This is a genomic window from Ruegeria sp. E8 (assembly GCF_056533985.1).
In genome coordinates this window covers 81,163-94,627 of the sequence record NZ_JBQFOY010000004.1, presented here as the reverse complement: position 1 = coordinate 94,627, position 13,465 = coordinate 81,163, and the positions used below count along the sequence as shown (strand labels likewise).

At 56.9% G+C, this 13,465-nt stretch carries 15 protein-coding genes; 8 read left to right on the top strand and 7 right to left on the bottom strand.

All coding sequences use genetic code 11. The features are described from left to right. Positions 1–26: 26 nt before the first annotated feature. The 3 genes from ACR0LF_RS07270 to ACR0LF_RS07260 form a co-directional block, all read right to left on the bottom strand. Complete coding sequence (locus ACR0LF_RS07270) at positions 27–449, bottom strand: tellurite resistance TerB family protein (RefSeq protein ID WP_152459150.1); 423 nt, start codon at positions 447–449, stop codon at positions 27–29. Positions 450–537: 88 nt separating this feature from the next. Next, positions 538–912: an EamA family transporter gene (locus tag ACR0LF_RS07265; RefSeq protein WP_480582335.1), complete on the bottom strand. Its 375-nt coding sequence runs from the start codon at positions 910–912 to the stop codon at positions 538–540. Then, positions 909–1,622 carry a class I SAM-dependent methyltransferase gene (locus ACR0LF_RS07260; RefSeq protein ID WP_480582333.1) on the bottom strand — a complete coding sequence of 238 codons (714 nt, stop codon included), beginning with the start codon at positions 1,620–1,622 and terminating at the stop codon, positions 909–911. Before ACR0LF_RS07260 ends, ACR0LF_RS07265 begins: the two co-directional genes overlap by 4 nt. 355 nt (positions 1,623–1,977) lie before the next feature. Here ACR0LF_RS07260 and ACR0LF_RS07255 point away from each other — a divergent pair, with 355 nt between their 5' ends. The 5 genes from ACR0LF_RS07255 to ACR0LF_RS07235 all read left to right on the top strand — a co-directional run bounded on the left by ACR0LF_RS07255 (position 1,978) and on the right by ACR0LF_RS07235 (position 7,374). Then, a complete protein-coding gene (locus tag ACR0LF_RS07255) occupies positions 1,978–3,552 on the top strand; it encodes a lysine--tRNA ligase (RefSeq protein WP_480582331.1) in 1,575 nt (524 codons plus the stop codon). 48 nt (positions 3,553–3,600) lie between these two features. Then, on the top strand, positions 3,601–4,002 hold the full coding sequence (locus ACR0LF_RS07250) for a DUF4864 domain-containing protein (protein ID WP_480582329.1): 402 nt from the start codon (positions 3,601–3,603) through the stop codon (positions 4,000–4,002). 138 nt (positions 4,003–4,140) lie between these two features. Beyond that, on the top strand, positions 4,141–6,432 hold the full coding sequence (locus ACR0LF_RS07245; protein ID WP_480582327.1) for a glycosyl hydrolase family 28-related protein: 2,292 nt from the start codon (positions 4,141–4,143) through the stop codon (positions 6,430–6,432). Between the two features lie 143 nt (positions 6,433–6,575). Beyond that, positions 6,576–6,893, top strand: coding sequence for an antibiotic biosynthesis monooxygenase family protein (locus tag ACR0LF_RS07240; RefSeq protein WP_480582325.1), 318 nt, complete (start codon positions 6,576–6,578; stop codon positions 6,891–6,893). Between the two features lie 73 nt (positions 6,894–6,966). After that, positions 6,967–7,374, top strand: a complete 408-nt coding sequence (locus ACR0LF_RS07235) for a universal stress protein (RefSeq protein ID WP_480582323.1) — start codon at positions 6,967–6,969, stop codon at positions 7,372–7,374. A gap of 3 nt (positions 7,375–7,377) precedes the next feature. Here the strand turns inward: ACR0LF_RS07235 and ACR0LF_RS07230 are convergent, their stop codons facing one another. Continuing rightward, entirely contained in the window at positions 7,378–7,860 is a 483-nt protein-coding gene (locus tag ACR0LF_RS07230) for a HugZ family pyridoxamine 5'-phosphate oxidase (protein WP_480582321.1), read from the bottom strand. 251 nt (positions 7,861–8,111) lie between these two features. On the opposite strand from ACR0LF_RS07230, the gene ACR0LF_RS07225 reads away from it, so the two are divergent. Then, a complete protein-coding gene (locus ACR0LF_RS07225) occupies positions 8,112–8,417 on the top strand; it encodes an excalibur calcium-binding domain-containing protein (protein WP_480582319.1) in 306 nt (101 codons plus the stop codon). Positions 8,418–8,560: 143 nt separating this feature from the next. Here ACR0LF_RS07225 and ACR0LF_RS07220 read toward each other — a convergent pair whose 3' ends face one another. The 3 genes from ACR0LF_RS07220 to uvrB all read right to left on the bottom strand — a co-directional run bounded on the left by ACR0LF_RS07220 (position 8,561) and on the right by uvrB (position 12,516). Next, complete coding sequence (locus ACR0LF_RS07220) at positions 8,561–9,268, bottom strand: ORF6N domain-containing protein (protein ID WP_480582318.1); 708 nt, start codon at positions 9,266–9,268, stop codon at positions 8,561–8,563. Between the two features lie 88 nt (positions 9,269–9,356). Next, positions 9,357–10,325 (bottom strand): DUF2971 domain-containing protein, encoded by a 969-nt coding sequence (locus ACR0LF_RS07215; RefSeq protein ID WP_480627552.1) that lies wholly within the window; start codon positions 10,323–10,325, stop codon positions 9,357–9,359. Between the two features lie 4 nt (positions 10,326–10,329). Next, positions 10,330–12,516 carry an excinuclease ABC subunit UvrB gene (gene uvrB, locus ACR0LF_RS07210; protein WP_480582315.1) on the bottom strand — a complete coding sequence of 729 codons (2,187 nt, stop codon included), beginning with the start codon at positions 12,514–12,516 and terminating at the stop codon, positions 10,330–10,332. Between the two features lie 153 nt (positions 12,517–12,669). Here uvrB and ACR0LF_RS07205 point away from each other — a divergent pair, with 153 nt between their 5' ends. Next, the gene (locus tag ACR0LF_RS07205) at positions 12,670–12,981 is read left to right on the top strand and encodes an ETC complex I subunit (RefSeq protein ID WP_480582313.1); all 312 of its coding nucleotides are present in this window, start codon (positions 12,670–12,672) and stop codon (positions 12,979–12,981) included. Continuing rightward, entirely contained in the window at positions 12,982–13,458 is a 477-nt protein-coding gene (locus tag ACR0LF_RS07200) for a GNAT family N-acetyltransferase (RefSeq protein ID WP_480582312.1), read from the top strand. It abuts the gene before it with no gap. The last annotated feature ends 7 nt before the right edge of the window (positions 13,459–13,465 follow it).

Here is a 13,465-nt window from a genome sequence, read left to right as displayed (position 1 = left end):
GCCGTTCGTTTCTAAGGATCTGACGATCAGACCGTGTGGCGGGCGCGTGCTCCGCGTTCGATGGCTGCCGCGTGCAGGCGGTCGATATTCAGCTCGTACCGGATTTCTTCCAGCAGGCGCAGCTCGGTCTCGGCCAGCGATCCGTCAGCGGCCGCGACATCACAGGCCAGTGCATAGGCGGTTTCGTTCAGGCGTTCCGGCAGGTTTTCGCGGATCAGGCCAAACAGTGCATCCAGCCCGTCTTCCTGTTCGAACAGGTCAAATACGATCTGAGACACTCGGCGGGTCCGATCAATATCGTACCCTGCGAAAACCGGCAGCATGTTCACGGCAACTTCGATCTTGACCAGCTCTGCCGTCCGGATGTTTTCGTCAGAGGCCGAGACTGCAACCATGATCGCCACAAGGCAATCCTGCGGAGACATCGGGTGGGGCACTTGCTCGGTCATGGGATGGTCCTGATTGGGGTTGTTCGAGGACGCACGATATGAGCGCAGCGGGTCAGGTTCAACACCTTGTTTCACCCACCATGCGTGATCAGGTGTTCATAACCATCATTCCCGAGATCAGAAGTGCGGCCCCCAGCCAATAGCGCAGCCCAAGGGTTTCTCCGAAGAAGAAGTGTGAGGCCAGCGGTACCAGTACAAAACTGAGGGCCATGAACGGGTAGGCCTGCGACAGGGTCAGGTACCGCAGGACATAGACCCACAGAACGGTTGCCGAGCCATATATGGCAAAGGCGGTCAAAAGAAAGGGGTCGAACAGAGTTTGAACGAGCCCCATCAATCCAGAGGCCTCGCGCCCGTCGATCCGGTTCCCAGCCAGTTTGAACAAAATCTGCCCGGCCGAAATCATAACCGGCGTGCACAGCAAACCGACCCAGACCAGCGCCGCTGGGGCGGACGACGTCATTGAGGCAGCTCCATCTCGGGGCGATCTTCGCAATAGTAAATGTCGCGCCCCAAATCCTCGCAGACGTGGATTTGGGGGCTGGGGTGCACTGCGCGCAGAAAGCTGTGCGTATACGGGAAAAAGTTGAAGTGAGGGTTGAAGGTAAACCTGCTTTCCCGTTCGCGTGGTACAACGATGATGACGCGTTTGCGTGCGACGCGGCGCAGTTCAGCTATGGCGCGGCGGTAATCCAACAGATGTTCGATTACATGGGTGCAGATGACGGTGTCAAAGCTGTTATCTTCGAACGGCAGCTCTTCGATCCGGGCGGCGACATAGTCGATATTGTCGATCGCGTCCGCATCATCCACCACGAAATCCACCCCTGTCAGATGCGTAACATCCGGACGCGCGGCCTTGAGGCGTTGCAACAGAACGCCGGTGCCGCAACCGACATCGCAAATACTCTGCCCGACGATGTCTTCGGCGATCCGTTTGATGCAGGCCTCGGAGTTGTCGGTGCCCTGATGCACGCGCGGATGATCGCGATAGAGTTTCTCGTACTCGTCTTCCGTCAGGTAGGTTGCGCGCTCGCGGAATTCTGCAAGGCGCGTGATGTGATTGCCCCAAACCCTGCACGCAAGCCAATGAAAAGCGGCGCTATCACGCAGGATCGGCGGCAGGACGTCTTCGATCACAAAGCGTATTCGGTTGGTGGTTTCGCGTCGCATCTCGTTTCCTCTGGTGGGGGAGCCTTTGGGTCGCCCCAACTTAGCATTGCCCGGTAAGCGCGTGAAATACGCAGGCCAATCCAGAGCGTACTGCCCGTGTCTTTTTTGTTTCGGGTGGCACAATCATCCCACCAATGTGGCGTCAGTAAGGCTTGTCGGTGAAATAGGCGGTGCAGACAATATGGGTCGAGGGCAAATAGACCGTGCAATTCGCGCCCCTCGCGGGTCTATTCCGGCAGGGTATGGCGCGAATTGCGCTACTGCTTTATTGACTCATGCTGCACTGGCACAATAGGAGGGGCCGGTCCGGTTACATGGGGTAACCGGGACACCTTTCCCGATGGAGCATATTGAAATGACTGAACTGCGCGAAACCGCGATGTCGTCCAAGGCCTGGCCTTTTGAAGAGGCGCGCCGGTTGCTCAAACGCTATCAGAAAGGTGCTCCGGAAAAGGGTTATGTGTTGTTCGAAACCGGCTATGGCCCTTCGGGCCTGCCGCATATCGGCACATTTGGCGAGGTGGCGCGGACAACGATGGTCAAACGCGCGTTCGAGGCTTTGTCCGATATTCCCACCAAGCTGATCTGTTTCTCGGACGATCTGGACGGAATGCGGAAGGTGCCGACCAATGTGCCGAACCCGGAGATTCTGGAGCAGCATTTGCAGCGCCCTCTGACTTCGGTGCCTGATCCGTTTGGCACGCATGACAGTTTTGGTGAACACAATAACGCGATGCTGCGGCGGTTCCTCGATACGTTTGGGTTCGAGTATGAGTTCTACTCGGCCAAGGAATTCTACGAGTCCGGACAGTTTGACGAGATCCTCAAGCGTGCAGTTGAGCGCTATGATGAGATCATGGCGATCATGCTCAAAAGTCTGCGTGAAGAGCGTCAGCAGACCTATTCGATCTTCCTGCCGCTGCACCCCGAAAGCGGGCGGGTCATGTATGTGCCGATGAAAAAGGTCTGTGCTGAGACCTACACCGTGACCTTCGATGATGAGACGGGCAAGGAATGGACCGTTCCTGTCACCGGCGGCAACGTGAAGCTGCAGTGGAAGCCGGATTTCGGTGCACGCTGGGCGGCACTGGGCGTCGATTTCGAGATGTATGGCAAGGAACACGCGACCAACGAAAAGATTTATGACTCGATCTGCCGTGCTCTGGGTGGCCGTGCGCCCGAGCATTTCTCGTACGAGTTGTTCCTGGATGAGAACGGGCAGAAGATTTCCAAGTCGTCGGGCAATGGCGTGTCGATTGACGAATGGCTGACATATGCGCCGACCGAGTCGCTGGCCTATTTCATGTACCAGAAGCCCAAAACGGCCAAGCGGATGCATTTCGATGTGATCCCGAAAGCCTATGATGAGTATCATCAGCAGCTACGTGCCTATCCAGGGCAGGACCTGAAGGCGCAATTGAACAATCCGGTCTGGCATATTCATGGTGGGGATGTGCCGGAGTCGACTCTGATAGTGCCGTTTGCGATGCTGCTGAATCTGGCATCGGTTTCGGGGGCGGAAGACAAAGAAACGCTTTGGGGCTTTATCCGCCGCTATGCGCCGGAAGCGACGGCCGAGAGCCACCCTGATCTGGATCAGGCTGCTGGCTTTGCCGTGCGCTACTTCAACGACTTCGTCAAACCGACGCGCAAGCACCGCGCGCCGACGGATCAGGAGCGGGAGGCGCTGGAAGCGCTTAAAGCTGCCCTTGAAGCCTATGATGGCCCGACCGAGGATGAGGCACTGCAATCGGTGGTCTATTCCATCGGGCGCGAGCGGTTCGATCCCATGCGCGGCTGGTTCACGGCGCTGTACGAAGTGCTGTTGGGCGCTTCACAAGGCCCTCGCTTCGGTGGCTTCATCGCCCTGTACGGCGTGCCCGAGACCATCGCCCTGATCGACAAGGCGCTGGCCGGAGAACTGGTCTGATTTGACCTGAACAGGTGTGAGGCTACCCTCTTTGCAGGAGGTGGCCTCATGCGTCGACTATTGCTTGCGATATCCCTGAGTGCTGGACTGGCGTCAGGAGCGTTTGCGCAAAGTGCCGAGATCGAGGCGAACATCGCGGCGCAGATACAGGCCTTCAAGGCGGATGATTTTGCCACCGCTTTCACGTTTGCCAGCCCCAACATCCAACGTCTGTTCCAAAATCCCGACAATTTCGGGGCCATGGTGCGCAATGGGTATCCCATGGTTTGGCGCCCGGCAGATCTGCGCTTTTTGGAGCTGCGCGAGAGAGCCGGTGCTTTGTGGCAGAAGGTTATGATCACCGACGACAATGGGCGCGTGCACATTTTAGACTATCAGATGATCCCTCTGGACGGCGGCTGGAAGATCAATGGTGTTCAACTGTTGGGCACCGCCGACCCGGCGGCGTGAAGCAACACCACCGTTACGGTGGGATGAGCCGTAGTTAATTTCCTTTCGATACCCAGATTGTCGCGTTCGGGGCGGACCTGAACACGAGGATTGGACGCGTCGCCAAGTTTACGCGGCGCGATTGAGAAAGGGTTTACAATGAACAAGGCAATCACCGACGGCATCGTGTTCATGCCGCCTCAATTCGCGAATGGCTTGAACGTCTGGTCTGCGGGGGATGGGACGCCCGGGTCGCCCACATATGGTGGATCCGGAAACGGGGTATTCGTGTCGGCGGACGCCGATTTTGGCGGCTGTCTCGAGATTACGAAGGTGAACGCCACGCAGCAATTGCGATATATGGGGCAGACGCCGATATTGCCCGGATGCTATTTGCAGATCAAAGCCCGGGTCAAAGCGGTCAGCGGCCCGTTGCCGTCTGTGCGCATCGCGGCCTGGGCCGGGGGTGCAGGCGACGCGCATGTGACGGGTGTCGTGGAACAGGGGTCAGCCACTCAATTGTCAGGCCACGGCGCCGTGCATGAGATCACGGCGATTGTCGGCACCGGCAAACGTCCGGGCGTGGACATGCCTTGGGGGGTTGCCGCCCTGTACGGTCACTTCGGCCTGGATATCGAGGGGGCCAACGGAGCGCTGGTCCGCGTCGACGACCTGGAAATCACCGATATCACCGGTGTTTTCCTGCGCGAGATGATCAGCCTTGTGGATGTGCGGGATTATGGCGCCATCGGCGACGGTGTAACGGACAATTCCACTGCGTTTGTAGCAGCGGATCAGGCAGCGGCTGGTCGCCGGATTTACGTTCCTAAGGGGACCTATCATCTGGCGCAAAACACCAGCATGTCGTCCGAGATGGACTTTGAAGGCACCGTCACGATGCCGGATGACAAGATGCTGTTTCTGACAAAGGATTTCCATCTGCCTGCCTATATCTCGGCTTTCGGAAACGAAGAACTGGCGTTCAAAAAGGCGTTTCAGGCCCTGTTGAACAACTCGGACCATGATTCTCTGGATTTGGGTGGGCGCAAGATTTCAGTGACCGCGCCAATCGATATGGCGGCGGCTGTTCCCAACAAGCAGAGTGGTTTTTCGACCCGCCGGGTGATCCGGAACGGCCAGTTCGATGTCAAAAGCAGCTCGGCCTGGAATACTGAGACGTTCACGTCGACAGCGACCTATGATCCTGCGAACAAAACACGCCTGACGAATGTTGCGAACGTCGCCAATATTCCTGTTGGCTCCTACGTCACCGGTAATGGTGTAGGGCGTGAGATCTATGTGCGGTCAAAAAACGTCGGGGCCGGTGAGATTACGCTGAGCGCGTCGCTGGTCGGAGTGTCGGGGACTCAGACATTCTCGTTCTATTCCTACAAGTACCTGCTGGATTTCAGCGGGTTCAGCACGCTCAGAAAATTCGGAATGGAGCAGATTGAATTTCAGTGCAACAGCCAATGCAGCGGAATCCGTTTGGCCGCCTCGGGCAGCACTTTTTCGTTGAACGACTGTTTCATCAGTCGGCCCAAACATCGGGGGATCACTTCGACCGGGACAGGGTGCAAGGGGATGTTGATCGACAATTGCCAATTCCTGTCCTCAGAGGAATCTTTTACCGTACCGAACCGCCAGTCCATCGCTCTGAACACCAATTCAAACGATGTTAAGCTGCGCCACAACCGCGCGGTACGCTTCAAACACTTCGCGGTTCTGGGTGGTGACAACAACCTTGTCCTGGGCAACCATTTCTTTCAGGGCGACAGTATCCCGCAAGGTTCGCGCACAGCCGGGCTGATCATGATCGGCACCTACAACAGTTCCACCATCGCCGAGAATTATGTCGACAATTGTTTTGTCGAATGGACCAACGAACGCGATCCGGTGCCGACCTATTCCAGGGGCTATTCCTTTAGCGCGATGAGCATCACGGACAACATTTTCTATTGCAGCGAGGCGCCTTCCTGGTTCAGCCACATCGTTATTCGCCCCTATGGGCCCGGACATTTCCTGAATGGTCTGGCGGTGACCGGCAATAAGTTCCGTGCCTCAAGCGGGTCCATTGAGAGGGCCGAGAGGGTGGATACGTCGATTGCCGATCTGAACAAGGACAGGTACACGAATGTAACCTTCCAGAACAATACCTATCACGGTGTCACAAAAAAATCTGCGCATCCGCTGAGGATCCGCCACGAACAAAACACGGCCTCCAATTTTTGGACTATCCCGTCAAATGGTGAGTTGCCGTTCCTAGGCAAGGCCCGCAGTTGCGATGGTGTTACGATGGTCGGCATTGGTGTTTACGGAGTATTCAGCGACTTTATATTCAACGCTCCTCAGGTCGTGCCAGAACAAGGTACAGGTGGCGACAGCTTGCTTTTGCGCTGGCCGGTCCACGCGAGAGGTGAAGTGTCGGTTCTGATGCGAATGGATCGGTAAAACCTGATCTGGCCACCCGGTGCCGGGTGGCCAACTCACGTCAATACGCACGGCACCCTCAGGCGCGACGCGAGAAGCGACAAGGAAATAAGCGACGTTTCTTTTCGATGTGTTAGGCTTAGGAAAAGAAATGGAGAATCCCGATGCTGAAAATCGCCAAAAATGCCAGTGTTCAAACAGTTATCACCACCTTTGAAATGACCCCGGGCACCTGTCAGGATCTTCTGGAAGCCCTGACCGATGCCTATGCAGAATTCATTTCAAAGCAGCCAGGTTTTGTTTCCGCCGGGTTGCACGTCAATGATGCGCAAACCCGGATTGCCAACTATTCGCAATGGCAGCGCCGTGAAGATTTCCTTGCCATGTTGCGGACGCCTGAAATGCGTGACCGCAACCGCAAAATCAATGAACTCTGCAAGAGCTTTGAGCCGGTCATGTATGATGTCGCAGAGACGTTCTGAAGTTCCTGACCTGAATCAAGGCCATTATTGTTTGAATGGTTCACAGTGAGCCTGCAAAACGGAGGCTCACGCTATGTATCACAACATTCTGGTCCCCATTTCTTTCGACGCTGAAAGAGACACGTCCGGGCCGATGAAGCTGGCCCAGGTTCTGGCCACGCCAGACGCGCAGGTGACATTGCTGCATGTGGTCGAGCATATTCCGAACTATGCGATCTCGTACATGCCAACCGAATACCTGACCGAGGCACGAAAGGCGATTCAGGCCGAGTTGGATGAGCTGGCATCGCGCCTGCCGAATGCAAGGGGTTTGGTGATTGAAGGGCATTCCGGCCGAACCATTCTGGACTGGGCCGAGGCGAACCATCCCGATCTGATCATAATGGCCTCGCACAGGCCGGGAATGCAGGACCTGCTGCTTGGGTCCACCGCGTCGCATGTCGTGCGCCACGCGGGATGTGCCGTGCATGTGGTTCGCTGAAGGCTAGAAATCCAGAGCGGTCAGGCGATAGGCCTTGCCAAAACCGCCGTTCAATAGGCCGTCCTGAACGGTGAACCTGACAAAGCTGAAATCCGCGAAATCGACATACAGTTTCGCTTTGGGGCGCTGGGCCAGATAACGGGCCCGCAATTCAGCATAGCCTTCCATGTCCCGGTGAACCGGTTGAGCGATTACGTGCAGGGTCAGGCGCGGATGGGTCAGAGGGTCGCCGTTGTCCGCAGGTTCTCCGACCAGAAGGGCGCAGTTGGGGTTGGCGTTCAGCGCCCGGGTATGCTCTGCCAGAGTGGAGATCAGCGAAATCGGCCTGCCCGTTTCATCAGTGGCTAGTGCGATCCGAGAGATCGACGGCAACCCTGTTTCAAGACGCAATACGGCCAGGGCCGCAAACTGAGCTTGCGCGAGTAACTCCTGCGCCTGCGCCCGTACTGCTTCGTCTGGCGTCAGATAGGGGTTGGGTTCAGTCATTCGGTTGGTCCGCCGGGAATGTGCGTGGGTGTGAGTTTGTTCCCGGTACCTGATCTGAGTGCAGTTCTTTCTTTCGTCTCATTTGATTTTGCGATGCCTCGGCTTTGCCACATATCGGGGTTATAGGTCAGGGAATGCTGTTCAAGAAACCCCCGCAGGATGCACCTGACCTGAATCCACGGTCGTCCAAACGTCACCAACGTGCCGAGGCTGTGCGCAGGCAGGCGTTGTCGCCTGTTCGCATCCTGCTCATGATCTTGTTGCTGCCCTTGACCACGATGTTGATTGCCACCGGCGTCTTTCTTCGGTTGTCCGAATATGAGCAGGACGAGGCGGTGATTCACCTGATTGCACTGGCAGGATGCGACGCGACGCAAGCCATGGGGATTGGACCCTTCCGGGAAGGTCAACCGGGATATCACAAACGCAACGACCCGGATGGCGATGGGATCGCCTGCGGTATCGCCAGTGCGCCGGGCGTGAACGCGCCGCAGGTTCAGAACAGTCCGGAGTCGCGCGAACGCTCGGTCGGGAACGCCAAATTCGTGCGTCCTTGACCGGATTTCCGATCTTGTCCACAGGTTGTGGCTGCCGCAGTGGGCTATCGTCTGACCTGTGAGTGTTCGGGATTTCGACTTGATGTGTTAATTTCTACTGGCTCGGTCTGGTTTCCGCGCTGTGGTAAAGCGGACATGTATCCCTAACCTTTCATCGCCTGTAGCAATTCTAGTAACCCCTTGCGGTCGTCGTCATCGGCGTAGTCGCCAGTGGCCAGCCGTTCAGCGATGCGCAATCGCAGGCGTTCCTGCTGGGTGCGCACCTCTTCGCCTGCGGTCTCGGCCAGGGTCTTCATGATCATCGCCACCGCCTGCTGGCGCTTGGTGGTGGGGTTGGCGATGTAATCGACAAGGCTCTGCTGCCCGGAATCGAGGATGTTTTCGGCCAGATTTCGCAACTGCTCACCATTGGGCAGCAGCGGGGCGGGGGCACCCTCGGGTGGCAGGATTTCCGGCACGCTGCGCGGGGTTTCGGCCAGAGCGTTCGCACCGTCAACAAAGGCCTCGGTGATCATCCGGGTGATCCTGATCGCGCGCGGGTCCTTGAACAGGGCCGAGGCGATGGCCACGCCGTAATCCGTATAGACCCACGGATTAACCCGCCGCCCGCCGCGGCCCTTGGGCTTTGAGATCACATTCTGTGATTGCAAATCGGCAACCTCGGCATCGGTCAGCTGAAAGCGGTAGCCCTCGAACAGGTCGGTGTTGCGCGAGACGGCCTGATTGAAGGCGCTGACGGATTTTCCGTAGAACTGCGCCAGATCCTCGGCCAGTACGACACGGGTGCCGCGCACTCGGTGAATAGCGCTTTGGACCTCATGCGTGGAGGGCAGATTTTTAGGGTTCGTCATGGCAACCGTTTGGAATCACAATTTGTGATTTCAAACGTGGCGGAGGGAGCGCTGGCCTGCAAGGTTGGAGTGTGGTTTCTGATTCCTCCTAAGTACGAAAAGGAATGGTCGATACTTGCAGTTTTGGCTTCAAGTTCGGTTTCTCAATCTTATCAAGAAGAATGCTTGCGGCCCGTTTACTAAGAGGAGAGGCCGCTCGTGGGCCAATGATTATTGAATGAACCACATTCTCAAAGTCTAACCTGAGGCTACCCGGACCTTGATCTTCAGTTAGAGCAAGTTTGAGCTTCGGCTCCAAACCTTTAGGACCATTGAAGAAGTCGATCATGCCAGTAAATCTATCAGAACTATCCAGATTGGGCATGTACACAAGTCGCCACTCACGCTCTTCTTTGAATCCGCGATGCTTTGCAAAAACTGCAGCTAATGCCACTCTGCGAAAAACAACATGCGCCAATCCCCCGGCTTCATCAATCGAGATGGTTTCTGATTTGATTGCCGCTGCCAGTCGGCAAATCATGTCTCTGATGCGTTCGACGATTTCTTCATTCGTCAGATAACGGACCTCAGACAAAATAAGAGGAGAATTCTGTTCGAGCACTAACGCACCAGTGTCAAAAGCGATGGCGGCACCGTTTCCAAAATCACCATAACCCCTCCACATGCTCAATTTACCATCCGGTAGTTCGGACGGGTCGTGTTCTGAGAAGCAAGTAATAAAAAGGTTAAGAACCTCTTCAGTGTCGAAATAATCGTACTGCCCATTCAGGGCGGAAAGAAACTCTCTGTGAACGCTTTCGCTATCAAAAGCATCCCTTAGTAACGGACTAGCATGAATTTCCAAGATTGCCCGATTAATGAGAAATCCCACTTCTTGGTGGTCATTCATGTTAAGAGGGCTGGACATCCACAAACATGGTTTTGTCAGAATTTTCTGAATAACGTCAATCGTGGTATAATGAACCAATAGCGGTTTTGAACTTTCAATGTCACGATTACTCTGTAGATCGCTGGTTAGTTTATTCCAAAATCTTAAAAATTTTTCTTTTTCCATCATGCTCTTATCTTTTTCGCCTCTTCACATTCCCACCCCGCTGCCCCGGGCGTCCAGCCGTTGACCGTCCACGTGATTTCACCGCGTCTTCCGAGGCTTTCTCGACCGCCCATTGGCGTGCCATGGGGTCGTCGGCGACGGCCAGATCGACCGCTTCCAGACGTTTGATCTCATCCCGGATGTTGGCGGCCTCTTCGAATTCCAGGTTCTCGGCGGCTTTGCGCATCTGCTCGCGCAACCCGTCCAGATGAGCCTCCAAATTCGCGCCGTGCATCGGTTTGTCGATGGTGGCGGTGACGCGGTTCATGTCGACGTCGCCCTCGTAGAGACCGGCCAGAACGTCCTCGACATTCTTCTTCACCGTCTCAGGGGTGATGCCGTGCTCCTCGTTATAGGCGAGTTGCTTGGCGCGGCGGCGGTTGGTTTCGCCCAAGGCGCGTTCCATCGAGCCGGTGATCTTGTCGGCATACATGATGACCCGGCCATCGGCGTTCCGCGCAGCACGTCCGATGGTCTGGATCAGCGAGGTTTCCGAACGCAGGAAGCCTTCCTTATCCGCGTCCAGAATGGCGACCAGTCCGCATTCCGGGATGTCGAGCCCTTCACGCAGCAGGTTGATCCCGACCAGAACGTCGAACGCCCCCAGCCGCAGGTCGCGTAGGATTTCGATGCGTTCCAGCGTGTCGATGTCCGAGTGCATGTAGCGCACTTTGATGCCCTGTTCGTGCAGGTATTCGGTCAGGTCCTCGGCCATGCGTTTGGTGAGCGTGGTGACCAGTGTGCGGAACCCGTTGGCGGCGACCTTGCGCACTTCGTCCAGCAGGTCGTCCACCTGCATGCTGACGGGGCGGATTTCGACCTCTGGGTCCAGCAGGCCGGTGGGGCGGATCACCTGTTCAGTAAAGACGCCGCCGGTCTGCTCGATCTCCCACTTCGCCGGGGTGGCCGAGACGAAGACGGATTGCGGGCGCATGGCGTCCCATTCCTCGAACTTCAGTGGGCGGTTATCCATGCACGACGGCAGGCGGAACCCGTGTTCGGCCAGCGTGAACTTGCGCCGATAGTCGCCCCGGTACATGCCGCCGATCTGCGGGACGGAGACGTGGGATTCGTCGGCAAAGACGATGGCGTTGTCGGGGATGAATTCGAACAGGGTCGGGGGCGGTTCGCCCGGTGCGCGGCCTGTCAGATAGCGCGAATAGTTCTCGATCCCGTTGCAGACGCCGGTGGCCTCAAGCATTTCAAGATCGAAGTTGGTACGCTGCTCCAGACGTTGGGCTTCCAACAGTTTGCCTTCGCCCACCAGTTGGTCCAGCCGGATGCGGAGTTCCTTTTTGATCCCGATGATGGCCTGCTGCATCGTCGGTTTCGGCGTCACGTAGTGCGAATTGGCATAGACGCGCACCTGCTCCATGGTGGCGGCGCGTTCGCCGGTCAGCGGGTCAAATTCGGTGATGGTTTCCAGTTCCTCGCCGAAAAACGAGAACTTCCACGCGCGGTCCTCAAGGTGGGCGGGCCAGATCTCCAGTGAATCGCCGCGTACCCGGAACGAGCCACGCTGAAACGCCTGATCGTTGCGGCGGTACTGCTGCGCGACCAGATCGGCCATCACCTGCCGCTGGTCGTAGTCCTTCCCGACCTTTAGGTCCTGCGTCATCGCTCCGTAGGTCTCGACCGAGCCGATACCGTAGATGCAACTGACCGAGGCCACGATGATCACGTCATCGCGTTCCAGCAACGCGCGGGTGGCCGAGTGGCGCATGCGGTCGATCTGTTCGTTGATCTGCGATTCCTTCTCGATATACGTGTCGGACCGCGGCACATAGGCCTCCGGCTGGTAGTAGTCGTAATAGGACACGAAGTACTCGACCGAATTCTCGGGGAAGAAGCCCTTGAACTCACCATAAAGCTGCGCCGCCAGCGTCTTGTTCGGAGCCAGAATGATAGCCGGGCGCTGTGTTTCCTCGATCACCTTGGCCATGGTGAAGGTCTTGCCCGTTCCGGTCGCGCCCAGCAGAACCTGATCGCGCTCACCGTCCAGAACACCGCCTGCCAGTTCCTTGATCGCCGTTGGCTGGTCGCCCGCCGGGTTGAATTCGGTATGCATCACGAATTCCTTGCCGCCTTCCAACTTCAGGCGGGCGCGGACGTCTTCGGTGGTCAGCTGGGTCTTGTCGGAATGTGCATAGGCCATCAGAGGGGATTCCTTTCGCGCCTGATTTTGGTCTGTTTTTGTTCTTGTTCAAGGGGGCATTTGCAAACCCGGAAATTGCGACAATTGCGGACTTGCCCGCAGGTCCCGCGTGGCGCATAAACATTCCTGTCCAAGTGAGTACGGAGAGGCGACATGCGCGCACGGATTTACCAGCCCGCAAGGAATGCGATGACCTCGGGAATGGCCAAGACCCGCAAGTGGGTTCTGGAATACGCCCCGTCATCTGCGCGTGAAGTTGATCCGCTGATGGGTTGGACTTCGTCCGATGACACGCAAACCCAGATTCGCCTCAAATTCGACACCAAGAAAGAGGCGATGGATTACGCCAAGGACAATGGGATCGATGCGCAGGTCAGCGAACCGCACACGCGCAAGCCCAACCTGCGCGCACGGGGGTACGGTGAAAACTTTGCCACCGATCGGCGTAGCCCGTGGACTCACTGAATGATCGACATCCGCGAGGCTGATCCGACCTCGGACGCACTGCGCCCGATTGTCGAAGCTCATTTTGCCCACAGCGAATCGGCAGGGCCTGCGGAAAGCAACCACACGATGAACGCCGAAGCATTGGCCGGACCGGGGATACGGTTCTGGGCGATTTACGAAGGGCAACACCCTTTGGGGTGCGGCGCGTTGAAAGCGTTGCCCGATGGTACGGCTGAGGTGAAATCGGTGCATATCCTTGCACAGGCGCGGGGGCGTGGGCTGGCGCGCGTGATAATGAATCACCTGGCCGAATTGGCGCGTGATGAAGGTGTCGAAGCCTTGGTTCTTGAAACCGGGGCAGACCATCTTCGGGAATATGATGCGGCCCGCAAGCTCTACGAAGTGTTGGGTTATTCCTATTGCGGGCCCATCTTCGGGTACAGTGACGACCCGAACAGCGCATTCATGCGCTTGGCTCTTGAACCTCGCCCATAAAAACCGC